Origin of the sequence: Enterococcus avium (assembly GCF_002891025.1) — a bacterium.
Lineage (GTDB): Bacteria > Bacillota > Bacilli > Lactobacillales > Enterococcaceae > Enterococcus_A > Enterococcus_A avium.
Genome location: NZ_NBSL01000003.1, coordinates 101788 through 119945 on the forward strand (window position 1 = coordinate 101788; position 18158 = coordinate 119945).

Sequence of the window (18158 nt, forward strand, 5' to 3'; positions counted from 1 at the left end):
GTCCACAAATTTATTTTTAGTGTCAATCCAGGTTTTGAGTAATATTGTAGATGTAATAGCATTCTTCAATTGGCAGTGAAATATTATATAATTGTTCAATAGGACGAAAAGCGGTACTGATTAATGATCCTAACTGTTCTTGATTTTCTCCAAAATATCCGTCTTTCGGAAAGGAGTCCATTTTTTTCCCACGCATTAATCGTTCAATCATACAACTAATGTGGACATATAGATTTAGTTTCTGACTATTGTTTAATTGTCTATTTAAATATCGCTCCAACGAATCCAAACAAGGTTCAATTTGAGTAATGATTTTATTACTATCTAAGATAGTCAATGAATCAATAATCTTATTCAAAGATAAATTCTTGATCATTTCATTATTCACAACTTCAGCTAACTCTTTTGTTGTGTGTGTTTCTAACAATTTTAAAAGACGGTTATCCTTATCGGTAAATAAATCCTCAATAGAAATAAATGGTAAGCTGTCAATATGAGGATTATTAGTACCAATTAATCCTATAACTTCATTAGTCTTAAATACCTCCAACTCTAGTCCCTTTTGGAGAATTTTTTCGAAATCTTGAGCGATAAAGTAGACTGAACTTTCTTTTGGGACAATTCTTGTAAACATCTCTTTTAGCTTTAACGCAGTTCCATATCCAGTGCTACAAGAAATGATAATCGTTTTCTTTTTTGTCCTTTCAGGATAAATAATTTGGCAATTAATCTTACCACTTTCTTTCATTTTTTCAGATATTTCAATCATACTTACGCCCTGTTGTAGTAAACTACCTCCCCACAAAGCCATTTCTGTAGAAACATTGTTTACCAAAATGATGGGAGATGATGTGCTTTGAACTAATTTTTTACCGATATTATGAAGTGATCCCATATCAACTAAGACTAATAAGCCTTCTTGATAATTATTAGTCTTTATATAGTTTTCAATTCGTTCGATCATTTCATCTGTGCTTATATCTAAAGGCATATCAAATGAATCATAAATATGGGCTTTTAGCATCCGATTAACGACGCTGCTAATACTACTTGCAGTGGCATAACCATGAGCTACAATCAAACCACTAAATTTTTTTGATTCTACCTGATTGACAGTGCCAATTAATTGCGTTAATAGAATGAAAAGTTTATCAAACTCACTTAATGAAATATCTAAATTGTTCTCAAGCATTTGAAAGAGTGCTTGAGTATCTTGTCTAACCATTTTCTGAAGATGTTTATATAAGTTTCTTATTTCACATACATTTACGCTAAAACGTAAAGTATCATTTCTTTTCAATAAATAATGGGCAATAATAAATATGTCGTTTCCATTAAAAAGATTGTTCTTTGAATGCAATACCATCTGGAAACTTTCTTGAATTTGTCTAATCATATAATTTAGAATTTCTTGTGATGTGTTTGAATCATTGAATATTAATTGATCGATAAATGAGTATAAATCGGAAGATATTTGTTCTCTAAAATCATTTTGATTAATTTTGTTTTCTGTTAATAAGGCAAATGATTTTAAAACCCGCGACATGAAGATATCTGCATATTTATTGAATACAGTTTCTTCCTTTGACACTCTGATTTCCATTGAAGGCGTAAACAATATTGGTTCATTAATAAAACGCTTTCCATCCAGAGTCTCTAAATTATCGATAATGAATTCTTTTGGAATAGACGCCCGTCGTATATCAATCGGATTCTTCTCATTTTGAAAAGAAAACTCTTGAGCACAAATTCGTTTTATTAAATTTTCTATCTCTCCAATATTTCCTTTATGTTCAGAATGAGTCAAAATATAAATTACTGTGCTTGACACTCGAATAGAAATCTTCAAAACACTTGCCTCATTCTTGAACATTAAATATACTAAATCTTCTCGTTCTTTATATGTACGATTTGAAAAATTAGGCAGTTTACACACCATAGGAATCCTTCTTAAAAAAGTCGGTAAAAAAACTGATTGAATGTCCTCTGTCGTAGCGAAAATCAAACGAACATTAGCTTTCCTCTTATTTTCGGTTTCTCCAATGCGACTAAAGATTTTTTGATCCATCAAAATAAACAATTTTTCCTGACCCTCTGGAGACAGCCGATGAACCTCATCTAAAAAAAGAATACCTCCTTCTGCTTCTTCGATCAATCCGCCACGATCATTTTCTGCTCCTGTAAAAGAACCTTTTTTGTATCCAAATAACTGGCTTGAAAGTAGTTCAGGATTATTAAAATATTGTGCACAATTGAAAACAACGAAGGGCGAATCTTTTTCAAGGATACCTTGTTGTAAGCAAAAATCGTATACTTTTCTAGCCAACATGCTTTTACCTGTTCCAGATTCTCCCTGAAAAAGAATTGGAAGTCCTCCAGGATAATTTGCTGCAGAAATTAATTGATCAATCACATTTCTAAGGCTACCATTTCGTCCAATAACTATGTCAAATACATCTTCTTCATTGTAATGTAGCAGCTCATCTAAGGAAGAATATTCTTTTTTCACACACTCAATATTTAAGGCTTCTTCCGTATGTTTCTTGCTCAGAAACAATACAGGTCGAGTGTTAATTTTTATCAAATATCCCTCTGTCACTAACTCATTCAAATATCTACTTGCTGTATTACGTTTAATATTGAATCGCTCACAAATATCAGTAGCTGAAGTCGCAAATGTTTCATCTACAATAGAAATTGATTCGTTATTTAGTGATTCAACATATTTCAAAATCTCCCTTTTCATTCTATACCACCACTTTCTAAAACTCACTCTCTCTTTTTAGTCTACTTTTAAAGCACATATAGGTCAAATTGGGTTTTTACTTTTTCTATCATATAAGTAGGTTTACATAAATCATTAAGGTGACTTTTCTCTACTCACATTGGTTGTTAAATTATATATTTTTAAATTTGAAATCCGTTCTATTAACGACTTCAGTAATTAAAAAAAAAAGATCGAACTATTGAAGTATATAGTCCAATCGTATTCTATAAGTGATAGGATACATAAAACCAAGCTAAAGCATTCAATAGTTTAAACACAATAACTTCGTAGTTATTTCTTTTATATCATCAATTATTCTTCCTTCACAAGGAAATTTCAATTTTTCAGTAAGTTTATTGGGATATATAATTGTTCGTAGTCCCGCATTAAGCGCAGCAGACGCACCTGTTGGACTGTCTTCGATAGCAATTGTTTCTTCTGGTGTTAATCCCATCATTGAAATACAGGCCAAATATCCGTCTGGTGCGGGTTTCCCCTTTTTTACATCCTCAATCGTTATAACTGTATCAAATATTTTTCGAATTTCGAGATGATAATTGAAAAAGAAATTTAATTCTTCAATACAAGAATTAGAAACAATAGCTAATTTCAGGCCATTTTGTCTAGACTTTAAAAGAATATCCTCAATTCCTGGTCGCAAAGGTAAGTTACGATAGCCTAAACGTTGTGCTTGTTTTATTGCTTCATTTAATTGCGTTTGATTGATCTTTCGTCCAACTCGTTTTTCTAGATCCTTGATGAAATTTCCTTCTACTTGCCCGATTGATAATTGATAGACTTCCTGAGTATAGTCATAATCAAATTCATAATATAAGAAATCATGAATAGCCTCATACACTAAATTCTCACTATCAACTAAAGTTCCATCAAAATCAAAAACGATCCCTTTTTTCATTACTTCCTCCTAACATGATTCCTTCCGATTTTCAAAAAAGTTCCAAAATTGAAATCATGTGAATAAGACATCACAACATTCTATCAAAATTTGGTGATTTCATTATTTATTTCTCGAAAACTACTTATTAATTTTTTGGGTGGAACAGTAGTTTTATCTCTTTGTTTATTTATTAAATATATCTCTTGATTATCTTTCTTTATACTCTGCAAGTAATTACATGTTCTATCGTCTATTTTTTTGGACTTACAAGTTAAAATGTCTCCATTATAAAGATCGTCAAATATCCAAATGGTTTCAGTTTTAATAAACGAAGGAAGATCAGAATACAGCTGATTTTCCGTTTCAACGAAATATATGGAGCACTGATCATCAGACAAGAAACAAGTAATCGCGCTAGCGACCGTAGCAAGTGAAGAAAAACTATACTTTTTCGGAATACCAATACCCGCAATAAAAAGAGAGAGACATAAAAGAAGAAGTATGATTGATAGAATAATACTTCCTTGATTAAATGCTCTGGTAGTCAGGAACAATAGAATAATGAAAGCAATCATTGAGATAAGTTTTGTTATCCCTAACTTCTTCAAATATCTTTCTCTATTTTTTTGTGTCTGAAAACGATCTCCAAATATGCTCCATTCTGGAGTAGTAATATTCACAACAATTGTCTTTGTTGACTCATCTCGATAAAAAAATTAGGACTTTTTTGAGTTATCGAATCATTTGTAAATACACTACTAAACCATTTAACAAATTTTTTCTTTTTGTTTTGAAAATGGATGATTTGAAAATGAATCGATAGAAATTCAAAGAGGGTATAACCGTCCATTAGTATTCCATTACACGATAATATCGACGAGTTTTTGCTGACTTTCCTGTTTTTTGTTCATAGATACGTAGTAGTAAGTCATAATAATGATTTAGCAACCATGGCTCAATAAATTTGATTAACTCATCAGCAAAATCTTCGATGTTGAAATTTTTCATATCAATTGTATTTGAAGCAGTTGAGTGTTGATCAATAAATTGTTTTACACGAAGATCTTGATTTCGAGTTTCTCTAGAATTCAAAACCACATTTACCTGAAAGTCATCACTTATCAATTCGAAAGGACCATGGAAGAATTCTGATGAATGGATAGCTTGTGCCTGAATCCATTGAATTTCTTCCAAAATGTAATTGCAAAAGCAACACGCTTCACCCCATAATCGCCCAGATGTAACCCACATTTGCATGCGGCTTGGATCTGAAGATTGTACTAAGTTAATAGCGGTTTCCTCATTTCTCGAAATTTCTGAAGCTACCTTTTCTCCTACTAACTCTAACTCCTTTTTGTATTCAGATAAAATGATATCATCATTCTCTGTAAAGCATAGAATGAACCAACCAAAAAGAACTAAATGTACATCTGTATCCACAGAACTAGTACGATAGCTTAAAATATTTAATTTATCTAACTCTGTCTCGTCATCACCAATAAATCCATAAATCATAACTTCAGGAATTTTTTCTTTCGCTTTCTTCAAAACATCAATTAGTTCTTCAGTAGCTCCAGTCTTTGTTCCCACGATCAGCAATGTATTTTCATCAATTTGATCAAAATATAACTCAGACAGTTCTTCTGGGCTGACAATTAAAAATGGAATATCAATTTTTTCAAAAAGCATTGGCCGCATATCAACAAACTTTGTATATGTTCCGCCAGAACCTATTAGGTAAAGTTTTGTAATATTTCTTTGTTGCAAATTTCTAGCAATTTTTTCTACATCATTAAACTGGGTTACAACCTTTTGGTAATCGTTCACAAAATTTTCTGATTTGAAATACATCAATTTACTCTCCTTTTTATACAGATAAAAATCCAAAAATAGCACCTAGAACACTAACAATTAAAATAGCTAGTAAGATATAAATTACTTTAACGTCTTTCTTTAACAGTCTGCAAAACAAGAAAGTAATCAGTAACGGTAATAGTGCAGGCATCATAGAATCTAGTAAGCCTTGAATAGTTTGAGCATCTTTCCCATTGGTTAGTTTTACAGGGATGTTAATGATTACCATTGACGCTACCATACCTCCAATAACGGTATTACCGAGAATATTTATCGCATACGTAATATTTTCCATTAAACCGCTAGACATTTTTTCTATAAATGTGACTCCAGCTTTATATCCCCATAATGTTCCAAAATATCTGACCAATACATTTGGGACATTAAACACTATTAAAAATAGAATAGGACCTAAAATACTACCTTGCTTTGCTAGTGAAATACCTATCCCACTTGCGATAATTCTTAAGCTTCCCCAGAAAATTGAATCACCTATACCTGAAATCGGTCCCATCAAACCAGCTTTCATCGCATTAATCGAACTTTCATCGAATGAAGGATCATTTGCTTTTCTCTCTTCCATTGAAGCAGCTACACCAGCAATAAATGGAGATGTCGCAGAAGTACAATTAAAGAATTCTAAATGTCTTTGCATTGCTGCTTTTTGATCATTAACGTCGGAATAAAGCTTTTGAATTACTCCACTCATTGAGTAAGAGAAGGCTAAACTCATCATACGTTCGTAGTTAAATGAGGCCTCCATCGGCATAGATCTCCAAAAAATTCCCATTAAATCTTTTTTAGTTAAGTTTTTAGAAGTCATCGTATTGCTCCTCTCCACCGTTGTTATTTTGTCCTTTGCTCTTTTCAATGGTATCCAAGATAATATACATAATTCCTGCAAAGATTGCTCCCACAATTGCTGTAGCAATCATATCCAATTGTAGATAAGCTGAACAAACAAATCCCAAGAAGAAAAAGGGTGCAACTTTTTTTGAAAAAGTCATATTAATTAACATTGCAAATCCGACCGCTGGTAAAATATTAGTAGCAATGTTCATACCATCAATAAAAGCTTGTGGAATCAAATCTAAAATCATATCAACAGTACTACTACCGATAACAAATGCAACTGTGGTTACGGTTGTCATCATAATAATTCTGGTAAATGATGCGATTAGATGCATATTTGCTGCTTGTTTAATTTTCCCCTGTTCAACTAATTTATCCGCTTTATGTGTCATCGCTGGAAAAATGATAACGTATAAAATATTTTTGATTGCTAATCCTAAAGCGGCTATTGGTAAAACGAGTGTTAATGCTACATCTACGCCATATCCATTTTTTAGAACAAGTGCTGTTGCTAAAATTCCTCCAATGATTTCATCTGGGGGAACTGTTGCACCTACCCCCATCAAACCTAAGAAAGCTAATTCTAAAGTAGCTCCCATGATCAATCCTTGTGTAATATCACCAAAAAGTAATCCTACAAAAAGACCTGTAACCAAGGGTCTACCAATAAATGAGGCTCCCAAAAAGTCTTGCATATTTGCAATCAAGGCAATTAAAAATATTCCAATCGTTTGTACAACCATAGAACTCATCTCCTTCTTTCTATTTCAAAAGTGATCTAAATTCAACATTCGCATCGTTTGGTGCTTGTTTTACTAAGACTTCTACTCCTGAACCAACTAATTCATTTAATTCCTTAATCTCAGTTTCTGTAACATAAACAGCTTTGGCAATGTTTTCAGTATTCTCTCTCTTAGCAGATAAACCTAAATTGACCTTATTAATCTCTGGGACAGCTTTAGTTAATCTATAAGCATCATGAACATTTTCGACTACGATAAACACACTATATTTATCTGTAACACCACTTTTTATTGCTTTAATTGAATCCTCTATACTTTTAAAAATAAGCTTCGTATCATTCGGTTTTGCTAAGTTTAACGTTTGTTTTCTAAACGAATCATTTACAACATCATCGTTTGCGATCAGTATTGCATTTGCTGATAGGTTCTTTGTCCATGCAAAAGCTACTTGTCCATGTAATAATCTGTAGTCAATTCTTGTCATTTTAATCATCTTTTTTAAAACCTCCTAAGTTTAAAAATCTTCATCTATTTGGGTTCCCAAATTATTTACATCAATTACTTCAGTTCCACTAGCCGAGTTAACGACGATTTCTTCCAATTGTTTTATCACCTCTTCTCTTTTTTTCTTGAATGATACTGATAACAATTCTAATACTAAAGCAAGATTCATTCCTGAAATCAGGAAATATTTCTCTTTTCCAATCATATACTCACTCACTGCACTATTTACGCTACCTCCCTTTAAATCGGTTATAAAAAGCACCTCATTTGTTGCGAGACTAGAAACCAATTCTTCTAACTGATCACCTACACTTTTCCCTTCTTCAACATACGCTGCAATTGCATGAAGATTATCTTGTTTTCCCATGATAAACTCAGTGGTTTCCTTCATTCCAACGGATAAGTTGGAATGACTAGCTAAAACTATCTCCATTTTTGTCCTCCAGTTTTTATTTTTTTCTATCTTTCTTTATCTTAATAATATGTTGGAAAACGCTTTAAAACAATAAAAAAGAGACCAATTTTCAAAATAGGTCTCTTTTAGGAACCAATTAAGGAACCAATCATCTTGGTATTTCTATAGCTAAGTTAACTTTGTTGGAATCAAAAAATGATTGTGTATATTCAACGAGCTCATTTTGTTCTGTGTAACCTAAGTACTCTATACATAGGACGTACTCACCAGCACGAGCACCAATTTTTTCTAAATTCATATTTTTCTCAACACGCCGAGCGAAGAACCTTTTCTTAAATTTTATTGGTCGTTTATTTTTATATTCCATGTAGTCATAAAGAGAAAATTGACTAAAATCATAACGGTGTGCATCCTTAAATAATCTAAATGGAAAATATGCTTTTTGTATTGACACTGCTTCACTATCAGCCTCTCTTACTCGAATCAACTCAAAGAACTCAAAATAATCACCGAAAATAGTCATCAATTCAGGTGTATCATAGATAATCTTAAAGGATTCAACGAAACTAGAAGAAATCATACCTTTTACTTTTATGCCTTGGCTTAAAGAAATAGGTGCCTCATCTCCAATATCAAACTTATTGGAATTATCTGTACCTAACAAAAAAGTACCCGCTCCCCTTTTTTTTATAAGAACACCCTCAGCAACTAATGAGTTGATTGCTTTTTTTATAGTCATCCTATTGTATCCAAGCAATTCTGATAACTCTCGCTCAGGCATTATTTTTTCACTAGGTTTAATATCTCCATCTTGTATCAAAGAAATTATTTCTTCTCGAGCTTTTTGATATAAAAATTTTCCCATGCAATCACCTACTATTCCTCAAAAATGAATGTCTCTGGACTTGAACTTTCTTCTTCATATCTGATTATTTTATTTTCGCGGTTCAATAAGTATTGTTTCTCAACTATTATTTGACCATCACCAATGATATGCAGTATTTCCGCCTCTTCATTCGTTGGCCAAGTTAATGAAAACTCCTTTTTAACTATTTTAACCTGTAGTAAATCATCTACTTCTTTTTCTAGGTTAACACATTCATTTGATTTAATATTTGAGTGGATACACGGAATAAAAGATTTTATAAATGCTATAGGACAATCATCTTTTTTTATTAGAAAACGCCGTTCTATTACCTTTCCTACTTGTATATTATCAAAAAGTACATTGTAAAAATTTTTCTCTTGATGAATAATTTCTTTATGTACCTCTGTATCATATGATGTGTTAGCCCTTTCCAAAGGAGTCTGATATACTCTGACTTTTTTATTAATCATCCGTAATCCCCTATTCCTTTTTGTTTGTAAATATTTTATCATAGCTTAGGTTCAGCATTCCATCACACAAAATAATTAAATATATAAATATTGAAGTCTATACAAAAAAAGACATCTTGGACTTCATAAGTAGTCATTTAATGAAACCACTTTCGAAGTCCAGATGTCCAATTGATTAAAAAAAATTAAAACTGAAAACAAAAAGATTAATCATATTTATCTTGATACACTAACTCATCCATGAATTGAGTTACCTGTTGTAACCATTGCTTTTTCAATTCATGTAAAGTCTCCTCACCATTCTCAAAGTGCTCGTGAAACAGTACTATCCGAGAAATAAAACTAGCCAGCTCCTTAGTTCGGCTAGAAACCTGCTTTCTTTCACAGAAACCAGAAAAGATAAGATTTGACCCTTCAAATGTCGACCATTTTTCTTGCTGAGTATTACGAGCATAGATTTTTTGCGGTAAATCTCGTAACTGAATTCTCACTTGAATCTGTTCGTTCCGGACAATGTCACTATCACAGGCATATTTGATCGTATTCTCAATCTTTCCAATATTTCCCTCATAATACGTCTGCAGTAAAATGTTCATTACTCTTGGCGTAACTTCAATCGGTTTGTTCAGCTTTCGACTTTCTTTACCAAATAAATATTCGATCATCTGGCGTTTCTCCATTATTCCTCGTCCATCCATATTGGGAATATAGATATGGATCGGAATTCTTCTTAAAAATGTTTGCATAAATTCTTGAGGTTTTTCTGTTGTTTCAAAAGCCAAACGCACCTCAGCTTTACGTGGTTTTGTCTCACCAATTCTTGTGAAATTCCCTTTATCCATAAATGTAAATAGTTTTTCTAATTATGCTAAAGTTTTTGATAACCGCTATTAGAATCAAGATTCATAAAAAACGAGTTATTATAGGGTTCTTAATATCTTAAAATTTCAGAGTCATTAAACAAAAACAGAGCCGATTTAGAAAGTTCATTTTCTAAATCGAGTCTATTTTCATTTATAGATTATTCCATCTTCCCTACAACTTTCACTCGTAAGCGTGTGGCATTTTCTGGATGATAGGCCAGTGGGGTTTCTTCGACTTCAACCAATTCAATGGTTTCTTCGATAGCCCCTGCTAATTTTGCTTGATGGGTCGCCTTTTGTTTGGCGTCGTTCATGCTGTCTTCTCTTGATAGTTTTGTATAAATGTAGATTTGTTCGTATTGTCCGCTTATTTGCGCAATGGACGCTCCGATCGCATTGGCGACGCCGCCGTGTGGATTGTGATAAACGTTTGCTACTCCGGCTAGTTCTTGCGGAATAATGATTGCGCCTCCGCCAACTAATATCAAATCCACATCGCCTGAGCTGGTTTTCATTTTATCAATCGCTTCTTCGGTCATTTGTTTGATCGTTGCATAGGCTTTTTCGGCAAGCTCCAGCGGAACATCTTCAACCAGTGTTTTGTCTCCAATATCGGCAAGACCCAAGCGCACGGCGATGTCAGTGGTGGTTAATTGCTTTCCGCCAAATACCCGTGCTTCTTCAGTGATTTTGTAGCCAACACTATCTGGACCAACAGTAACCTGATCGCCTACTTCACGAACGATACTTCCGCCACCAAGACCAATGGAAACGATATCCGGCATTCTGAAATTTGTTCGAATTCCCCCGACATCAACCGCTATTGAGGATTCTCGCGGAAATCCATCTGCTAGTACGCCTAAATCGGAGGTCGTTCCTCCAACATCCAAGACGATGGCATTTGTGATTCTAGCCAAATAAGAAGCTCCGCGAATACTGTTCGTCGGGCCACAGGCGATGGTTAAAATAGGAAAACGTTTCGCGTATTCAATCGACATTAGTGTGCCATCATTTTGACAGAGATAAATCTCAGCATCATTGATCCCTTCACTTTTCAGTGCGCGTTCAAAACCGCTGCTGGTTAACGCCATGACCTTGTCTAACGCAGCGTTTAGAATCGTGGCATTTTCTCTTTCCAACAGGCCGACAGAACCGATTTGCGAGGAGCAAGATATCGGAATGGATTCGCCTAATATTTCTTTTGCCCATTTTTCTACAAGCAGCTCTTGATCGTTTTTCAGCGAAGAAAAGACTCCAACAATCGCTAATGATTCAATTTTCCCCTGCCAATTGGCTAAAACTGTCTTAACTTCGTCTTCATCCATTTCCGACAAAATCTGACCATCATATTCATAGCCGCCGTGCAATAATTCGAATTTTTCTCCGAGACATTCGATCATGTCCTCTGGCCAAGCCGTGAAGGGTTTAACGGAAGCAGTGGCAGGATAGCCTAGACGAATCACGCCGACCTTCGATAGTTTTTTTCGTTCAACGATCGCATTGGTACATTGAGTGGTGCCAAGCATCGCATGGCTAATACTGCCTGCTTCAATCTGAGATTCAGCCATGACCTTATGCAAAGCCGTTTCGATCCCTGTTTGAATATCCCCGCTTGTAGGCACCTTGACACCATGAACAAGCTCCAAATTTTCATTAATGATCACAGCATCCGTATTGGTCCCGCCTACGTCAATTCCAATTCTATACATGCTTATGCCCCCCTTTTATCGCTAACTCCTTCAACGGAATATAATCTAAATCGTAGCCAAAATAGCGCGGCCCAACAGTGTTGATGCCTTCTTTGGTTTGCCATTTTTCATGACAAGGTAAGGCTAAAACGCGGATTCTTTTCCCGTATTTTAACGCCTCGGTGGTTACGGGCATCAAGGTTTCTAAATCAACCATACAGATCAGATCGGGCGTCATGGTGATGACACTGCCGTCTTTTTCAGCGATCAGGTTTTCATTTTGGAAATAGATCTTCATAGTCGATCCTGCATCCTGATTCAAGCCTTCCAGAGTTGCTTCCCCAAAGTTAAAGCCGCCTTCTACTTTACGGATGACATCCATCATTTTTCCTTGGAACAGCTCTAGACCATCGATTAATTTAAGTAGCTTTTCTAACTTGGTTGACTCTTCTAAATCGTTACTGCGGATTACTTCCCCGATTTTCTCTGAAAGAGTCACGATGCCGTGAATGCCATGATCTTTTAATTGACGACCGGTAGCTGGGTAAATGCTGATCAATGAACTGGCTCCCATCTCCACTGTTTGTACTCTGGCCAATCGTTCTGTCCATTTGTTGCTGATTGTTTCTGAAATGCCGATATTTCCTTTTTCATCTGTGATGGCCATCGGTGTTGAGGAGACTCCTCCTAGATTAAAGGTCGTCATCTGAAGCTCTGGAAATGCCCGACCCATTCCATCACAATCGACAATCGGAATTCCTTGAGAAGCGGCTACCACAATAGGAATCATGGAATTCACACCGCCTGCCTCCATTGGAAATGTTCCTGCGATTTCTTCGATTCCTAAATAGCGGCTCAGCTTCTGGAAAACACGAAGAAACTCATCACCTTTTGGAAATTTCTCAATCAACACTGAAGGAGCACCCATCATGGCTGAAGGAATAAAGAAGTCGTCATCCTGAACTTCATCTGGAGAAATCAAGCGTACAGGACCGTGTTGCTTGATCGCTGATAGGGCCATCATTTTACCAATATAGGGATCTCCGCCTCCACCTGTTCCTAAGAACGCTGCTCCAACAGCAATATTTTCAATTGCTTCTTCATCTAAATAACGCATTGCTACTCCTCCATTTCCTTTGTATGCATGGTTCTTTTATTTTCTTCTTTGACAAAAAGCTTGTTCCCAACTAGGTAGCAGCCAAAGGATAAGATGATTCCAATCAATGGCTGATTAGGAAATTGCGGCAACGATGGGAAAAAGCCAAGCACTACAGGAATTACTGCAATAACTGCACCGATTAACCAAGAAATGATCCCCAGCCAATTGACTCCTGAAACGGGTGCCCAATTTGAAGGTTCGCCTTTTTGGACGACCCAGTAAGAGGCGATCATTACTCCAGCAACTGCCGGAACCATCGCTGATAAGATGGACATAATAGGGACAAAATAATTTAAAATCCCCACAACTGCTAGTAAGGTTCCGATACCACCAGCAATTGCTACGGCGATTTTTTCTTTTTCTTTTGAAATACCAAACACATTAATAATGGCTAACCCGCCCGAAAACGCGTTAATGACGTTTGTTTTCCAAGTAGCCAAGATTAGTGCAATCCCTCCGATCAGCGGTGAGCCAATGTTCATGAACACACTGCTAATATCAGAAGTTTTATTGACGATAGCCAAAATTGCTCCTACAGCGATCATCAATACGCCTGCCGGAATAATCCCAGCACTTGCGGCCTTTACAACATCTGAACGCTTTTCTGAAAACTGCGAATAGTCGCCGGCAATGACTGCTCCTAAGGCAAATGAGCCGATCGTTACCGCTAAGCCGTCAAAAAATGAAAGCTGACTCGTCGGCTGATACGCCTGCAAAAGTTGGTTGCCTTGTCCAGAGGAAAGAGCCTCGAATAGGCCATATAGACACACGATGACAAGATATGGAACCGCAATGTAGTTGATCAGACGAATCAAACGAATCCCATAAATTGCTGTAACAAGCATAATGATTCCCCATATTATTGAAGAGACTGGGACTGAAATATGAATATCGTATAGACCTAAAAGATTAGCAAAGGCTGCTCCTGCGACATTTGTTTGGATACCAAACCATCCTAAGCAAGCAATCGCTAAAATAATGGAAATGATTCGTTGCGATCCGACCTCGCCAAAAACCTGTTTTGCAATTTGAACAGTTGGTTTATGCAGATCCACGCTTTGCGTTCCCTGAAGAATCATAATGACTACTGTAATCGCATATCCGATCAGCCCAACCAACAACGCTTTTCCCAAACTCATTCCCGATACTAAGGTACTGCCAATTAATAAACTCGGGACACAGACCATCGAACCGCCCCAAATAAATGCTAAGCTGTACCAGGATTGTGTTTTATTTTTATCTTCCATATCGTTCCCCCCTTGTATAAATCCCGATTATACGTGAGGCAAAAGCAGATGTCTTTTTCTAAATGAAAAATAAATGAGAATATTTTTTGTTTTTTTACAATGCAAATAAGACTGCCTGCACTATCCAGCAGAGATTGGATAGTGCAGGCAGCCAAGTTCTTCGATCATAAGAGGTTTGAACGACGAACGATTCGATAGACCAGACAAGTAATTGAATATTCATAGCTATCAGAGATTCTCGTCACGTCGCAGCCCAAAAGCTCATTGATTCGCTTAATTCTGTATTTCACTGTATTTTTATGGATAAATAAATATTCCCCGCATTTTTGATAATCGGCATCAGCATCCAACAGAAACGTACATAATGTGTGCATTTGCTCAGTATTCTCAATAATTGGTTGGATGTTCCTTAATACCTCATCGACTTTTACTTCTCCAGAACGTACGCACTCGATTGCTTGCTGAACTTGGCGCACTTCGCTGATTGTAAAATGCTTTTTACCGATAAACAGGGTCGAAAGTTCTTCCTTTAAGCTATTGATCAATTGATAATTTTTTCGAACGTCTGTCGTGTTTCTCAAACGAGGACAAACCGCCAGACTCTCAATTTCCATCACAAACTGACTGCTGCCTAAAAAGTTTTCACTCAAAGCTACCTCCTGCTCGTTGTATCGATAATTTCCTAGCAAAACAATTAATTGGTCCTCCACTAGCTGGACAATACTTGTGTGATAGTACTTGGTTATGTAGTCAAGAACCTCCGCTTTTATCTCCTTTTCTTTTTCAGGTCCCTTCAGTTGAAATAGCCACATTAAATTGATACTCTTGACATCAATGGACAGTTTGTTTGCCAAGCGATACATTTTCTCGCTTTCATCATTCAAGATGGCTTTGACCAGTCCATGCTCACTCACTTCGCCATGCTTTTTCCCCCACAGATTTAATGCGACTTGAATCAGCTCCACCGACTGCTCGCATTCAGCTGGCGTTAGAGGTTCATGCTCCTTGACTAAATATACGTTCAATACGCCATTGTCCTTATGAAAGATTTCTCTAGAAAATACCCAACAATTCTCTTTTTTTATTGGCGCATTGGCATTTCGATCAGCACTCAATAAAAAGTTTGCCAGCTTTAGTTTTGAATTTCTCGGCCATCTTATTTGATTGATTATTTCTCCTTCTTCATCTGTCAAAATAATGTTGGCCCGCAGCAAGTCCGAAAGAGATTTTAAACTCATTTCAACATTTCTAAGGTGCTCTGGTAAGGAAGACGTTTTCTCTAACACTTCATTTACGATATTTTCCGTTGATTTTTGCTTGAGCAACTCGGTCATCACTTCGACTATTACTTCGTTGTATCTCAACGAATAATCATTCTCAGGCATTTTTATGATGACAAAGCCTAGCTCCTCGGCCACATCGATAACCTCTTGCGCCAAGTCATCTAAAACAATGCCGACATAATACAGGATAATACCGAGTTCTCCTAGTCCATGCAGCCGGCGAATTGCTTCACATTGCTTTTCAACATCGTCCTTGATCGTAAAAAAGGAACCAATGACCAGTTCCCCTGCGTAATACTCATCTGGCAGACCAATTTTTTCATTGAAAAACGACATGTCAGATACTTCCAGAAAGGATAAAGAAGTCACGGTATTACTCAGATTCGTCGCGCCACTCACTACTTTCGCTTCTTTCAATGAAGGAAGCTTTAACAATTCTTCTAATTTTACACCCATATAAATTCCCTCTTATCCTTTCTTTTTTTTGGTGGCTGGGGAGGTGATTGCGATCAATTTGATAGTTCAAGTCCTCTATTTTAAGAGAACAGCTTCGTATGATCTCCTCTCGACATGTAGAATCAGTTACCGCTCATTCAGCAAACCCAGCCAATAGAATTATTCTGATTATATCAATTCAAGAATTCACTTGCTACACCCAGTTTTATTATGGTCAAAGTTAATTCAGAAATTGAAGCGAAAAATTCGAGCCTAAATCCCATTACTTCAGAAACAAGAAGTTTTATCCCACAGATCGATTATGAACAGATTCATAGCGATCCGCCAAAATATCGATTAATTGGTTAATACTTATGGGAGAGTGGAGAAGCGTTTTATCTACTGATAAGGTGGATCGTAACTTACCACCAGGAAAATATGCATTATTCATGCTAGAATGATTTTTCGAAATTTGAAGATTTCGAGTGCTAGAAACACGAAAGCCCTACTCGGCCAGGAGTAGGGCTTTTTTTTATCACCAGATGCGACAGTTGGGGCGCGGTCAGGTAGACAGTTGTATTCAGTTGTCACCTCGATCATCTAACCAATGATCGTCCAGTTACAATATATCGGTATCACCCAAGAAGATAGAATACAGCTGTACGAAGTTTGGATTTATGAAGAAAATTTGAGTAACCCATAATTTCCATGTTTTATATTTTGGCTTGTGCTAAGATTCTTTTATAAGGTATCGATGACAGATTGGAATCCAACCGAAAGTGGTGAGTATCATACTATAAATAAAGAAGCAGCTGATTTAAAGTCCCCTCGCAAATAAAAGAATTTCCGATTGATTAATTCATTAGCATCACTTTTATTGATTACGATAAGTTTATTGCCTTTGTCTATTATTCACCCAGCACTTGGATTCGACATACACGTTTTCGAATGCGGTTTTGATCGAAATCAATAAAGTAAATTGAGCCAACAACACCAATAGCCAATAAACCGTCATTTAATGCAAACGTCTCGCTTGCTCCAAACATAGAGGCACGAATATGAGCATCTCCATTCAATAATACTGCTGGATCTGAAGGATGATCTGAATGGGATAAGCTGAATAGAAAATCCTTATGCGCCGGACCAGGATAACGATAATTTGTATTTTCAGATAGCTCTCTAGGTATCAGACGATCTAAAAATGCATTCATATCGACCTGAAGATAGTCATCCCCATTAAAATCAAGATCATGCATAAACTCTTCAAAGATAACAGAGCAGGTTGTGTGCTGTGATTGAACTAAGCATAAGCCGTTTTTCACTCCTGTTTCTTCAACAAATGCTTTTACCTGTTCAGTAATATTATGATACGTCACGCGACGTCCATTGGATTCTAAAATAAGCTCTTTTGTTAAAACTTTCATTTATTAGCTCTCCTTATATTTTGCGACATATTGTATCAATTCCGTCAACGTCTCTTTAGGAGAGTCGGAACAAACAATTCCACTCGTTCCTCCGGTTCCATCCGCTCCAGAATCAAGTGCCTTCTTTACATCCGCTGCGGTGCTTATTCCAGCTGCCTGTAGCACTTTGGTTTTTCGAGAAATTTCTTTGATAGCTAGATTGCATTCTTTCATGTAGCTAGAATCACTTGTTTTCCCTGTACCAATCAAATCAGTGGGCTCACAAACGATGATTGAGGGTTCAAGTAGCGCCACTGCTTTTCCTTCAGTCACTGAGTTTGCACAAACAATCGTGTATAGCTCTGATTCTTTGGCTCTTCTTATTGCTTGTTCCAATTCATGATACGTCATAGGATGTTCTGCATGATTTAAGAAGATCGCTTTAAAACCGGCTGAAACTAAGGACTCGGGAAAAATACGTCCCATACCTTTTCCTTTGGAAATACCATCCATGTGCTGAGCAGTAACAATTAAATTCTCAGTATTTCTTATAATTGGGTGAGCTTCAGTAAATGGAACTGTAAAGAATACCGTCAATTGATAACGTTTTGAAAGTTCATCCGCTGCTTTTGCTAATTCCAGCAGCTCTGATCCAAATAAGTACCCCTTTGGATTCACACAAAAAAATGGTGTTTGAATTTTTTTCATA

17 protein-coding genes are annotated in these 18158 nt (G+C 36.1%); all 17 read right to left on the minus strand.

What is annotated here, in order from left to right:
* Positions 1–22: 22 nt before the first annotated feature.
* The 17 genes from AUF14_RS16180 to AUF14_RS16260 all read right to left on the minus strand — a co-directional run bounded on the left by AUF14_RS16180 (position 23) and on the right by AUF14_RS16260 (position 18157).
* Positions 23–2746, minus strand: coding sequence for a sigma 54-interacting transcriptional regulator (locus tag AUF14_RS16180; RefSeq protein WP_070558593.1), 2724 nt, complete (start codon positions 2744–2746; stop codon positions 23–25).
* 283 nt (positions 2747–3029) lie between these two features.
* The gene (locus tag AUF14_RS16185) at positions 3030–3683 is read right to left on the minus strand and encodes an HAD family hydrolase (protein WP_016252593.1); all 654 of its coding nucleotides are present in this window, start codon (positions 3681–3683) and stop codon (positions 3030–3032) included.
* Between the two features lie 83 nt (positions 3684–3766).
* Complete coding sequence (locus AUF14_RS16190; RefSeq protein WP_102866156.1) at positions 3767–4345, minus strand: hypothetical protein; 579 nt, start codon at positions 4343–4345, stop codon at positions 3767–3769.
* Between the two features lie 169 nt (positions 4346–4514).
* Positions 4515–5516: a hypothetical protein gene (locus AUF14_RS16195; RefSeq protein ID WP_049222273.1), complete on the minus strand. Its 1002-nt coding sequence runs from the start codon at positions 5514–5516 to the stop codon at positions 4515–4517.
* Between the two features lie 16 nt (positions 5517–5532).
* Positions 5533–6342, minus strand: coding sequence for a PTS system mannose/fructose/sorbose family transporter subunit IID (locus tag AUF14_RS16200; protein WP_016179131.1), 810 nt, complete (start codon positions 6340–6342; stop codon positions 5533–5535).
* The gene (locus AUF14_RS16205) at positions 6332–7114 is read right to left on the minus strand and encodes a PTS mannose/fructose/sorbose/N-acetylgalactosamine transporter subunit IIC (protein WP_016179257.1); all 783 of its coding nucleotides are present in this window, start codon (positions 7112–7114) and stop codon (positions 6332–6334) included. The genes AUF14_RS16200 and AUF14_RS16205 overlap by 11 nt, the downstream gene beginning before the upstream one ends.
* Before the next feature lie 19 nt (positions 7115–7133).
* Entirely contained in the window at positions 7134–7607 is a 474-nt protein-coding gene (locus AUF14_RS16210) for a PTS sugar transporter subunit IIB (RefSeq protein ID WP_016179129.1), read from the minus strand.
* A gap of 21 nt (positions 7608–7628) precedes the next feature.
* Positions 7629–8051, minus strand: a complete 423-nt coding sequence (locus AUF14_RS16215; RefSeq protein ID WP_102866157.1) for a PTS sugar transporter subunit IIA — start codon at positions 8049–8051, stop codon at positions 7629–7631.
* A 130-nt stretch (positions 8052–8181) separates the two neighbouring features.
* Positions 8182–8898 (minus strand): GntR family transcriptional regulator, encoded by a 717-nt coding sequence (locus tag AUF14_RS16220; protein WP_016179127.1) that lies wholly within the window; start codon positions 8896–8898, stop codon positions 8182–8184.
* Between the two features lie 11 nt (positions 8899–8909).
* Positions 8910–9371: a hypothetical protein gene (locus tag AUF14_RS16225; protein ID WP_102866158.1), complete on the minus strand. Its 462-nt coding sequence runs from the start codon at positions 9369–9371 to the stop codon at positions 8910–8912.
* 206 nt (positions 9372–9577) lie between these two features.
* Entirely contained in the window at positions 9578–10213 is a 636-nt protein-coding gene (locus AUF14_RS16230) for an AAA-type ATPase lid domain-containing protein (RefSeq protein ID WP_102866159.1), read from the minus strand.
* 179 nt (positions 10214–10392) lie between these two features.
* Positions 10393–11943, minus strand: coding sequence for a hydantoinase/oxoprolinase N-terminal domain-containing protein (locus tag AUF14_RS16235; protein ID WP_102866160.1), 1551 nt, complete (start codon positions 11941–11943; stop codon positions 10393–10395).
* Positions 11936–13039, minus strand: a complete 1104-nt coding sequence (locus tag AUF14_RS16240; protein WP_102866161.1) for a DUF917 domain-containing protein — start codon at positions 13037–13039, stop codon at positions 11936–11938. The genes AUF14_RS16235 and AUF14_RS16240 overlap by 8 nt, the downstream gene beginning before the upstream one ends.
* Positions 13040–13041: 2 nt before the next feature.
* Entirely contained in the window at positions 13042–14328 is a 1287-nt protein-coding gene (locus tag AUF14_RS16245) for a cytosine permease (RefSeq protein ID WP_102866162.1), read from the minus strand.
* Positions 14329–14492: 164 nt separating this feature from the next.
* Positions 14493–16067 (minus strand): PucR family transcriptional regulator, encoded by a 1575-nt coding sequence (locus AUF14_RS16250; RefSeq protein ID WP_102866163.1) that lies wholly within the window; start codon positions 16065–16067, stop codon positions 14493–14495.
* Between the two features lie 887 nt (positions 16068–16954).
* Entirely contained in the window at positions 16955–17470 is a 516-nt protein-coding gene (locus tag AUF14_RS16255) for a YjbQ family protein (protein ID WP_016179120.1), read from the minus strand.
* A gap of 3 nt (positions 17471–17473) precedes the next feature.
* Complete coding sequence (locus AUF14_RS16260; RefSeq protein WP_102866164.1) at positions 17474–18157, minus strand: triose-phosphate isomerase; 684 nt, start codon at positions 18155–18157, stop codon at positions 17474–17476.
* Position 18158 lies beyond the last annotated feature (1 nt).

Excerpts from the sequence above, each read along its gene's own strand:
- AUF14_RS16185 (WP_016252593.1), bottom strand. The coding sequence starts at position 3,683 with ATGAAAAAAGGGATCGTTTTTGATTTTGATGGAACTTTAGTTGATAGT.
- AUF14_RS16200 (WP_016179131.1), bottom strand. The coding sequence starts at position 6,342 with ATGACTTCTAAAAACTTAACTAAAAAAGATTTAATGGGAATTTTTTGG.
- AUF14_RS16220 (WP_016179127.1), bottom strand. The coding sequence starts at position 8,898 with ATGGGAAAATTTTTATATCAAAAAGCTCGAGAAGAAATAATTTCTTTG.
- AUF14_RS16250 (WP_102866163.1), bottom strand. The coding sequence starts at position 16,067 with ATGGGTGTAAAATTAGAAGAATTGTTAAAGCTTCCTTCATTGAAAGAA.
- AUF14_RS16240 (WP_102866161.1), bottom strand. The coding sequence starts at position 13,039 with ATGCGTTATTTAGATGAAGAAGCAATTGAAAATATTGCTGTTGGAGCA.
- AUF14_RS16225 (WP_102866158.1), bottom strand. The coding sequence starts at position 9,371 with ATGATTAATAAAAAAGTCAGAGTATATCAGACTCCTTTGGAAAGGGCT.
- AUF14_RS16210 (WP_016179129.1), bottom strand. The coding sequence starts at position 7,607 with ATGATTAAAATGACAAGAATTGACTACAGATTATTACATGGACAAGTA.
- AUF14_RS16205 (WP_016179257.1), bottom strand. The coding sequence starts at position 7,114 with ATGGTTGTACAAACGATTGGAATATTTTTAATTGCCTTGATTGCAAAT.
- AUF14_RS16260 (WP_102866164.1), bottom strand. The coding sequence starts at position 18,157 with ATGAAAAAAATTCAAACACCATTTTTTTGTGTGAATCCAAAGGGGTAC.
- AUF14_RS16180 (WP_070558593.1), bottom strand. The coding sequence starts at position 2,746 with ATGAAAAGGGAGATTTTGAAATATGTTGAATCACTAAATAACGAATCA.
- AUF14_RS16195 (WP_049222273.1), bottom strand. The coding sequence starts at position 5,516 with ATGTATTTCAAATCAGAAAATTTTGTGAACGATTACCAAAAGGTTGTA.
- AUF14_RS16215 (WP_102866157.1), bottom strand. The coding sequence starts at position 8,051 with ATGGAGATAGTTTTAGCTAGTCATTCCAACTTATCCGTTGGAATGAAG.
- AUF14_RS16245 (WP_102866162.1), bottom strand. The coding sequence starts at position 14,328 with ATGGAAGATAAAAATAAAACACAATCCTGGTACAGCTTAGCATTTATT.
- AUF14_RS16255 (WP_016179120.1), bottom strand. The coding sequence starts at position 17,470 with ATGAAAGTTTTAACAAAAGAGCTTATTTTAGAATCCAATGGACGTCGC.
- AUF14_RS16230 (WP_102866159.1), bottom strand. The coding sequence starts at position 10,213 with ATGGATAAAGGGAATTTCACAAGAATTGGTGAGACAAAACCACGTAAA.
- AUF14_RS16235 (WP_102866160.1), bottom strand. The coding sequence starts at position 11,943 with ATGTATAGAATTGGAATTGACGTAGGCGGGACCAATACGGATGCTGTG.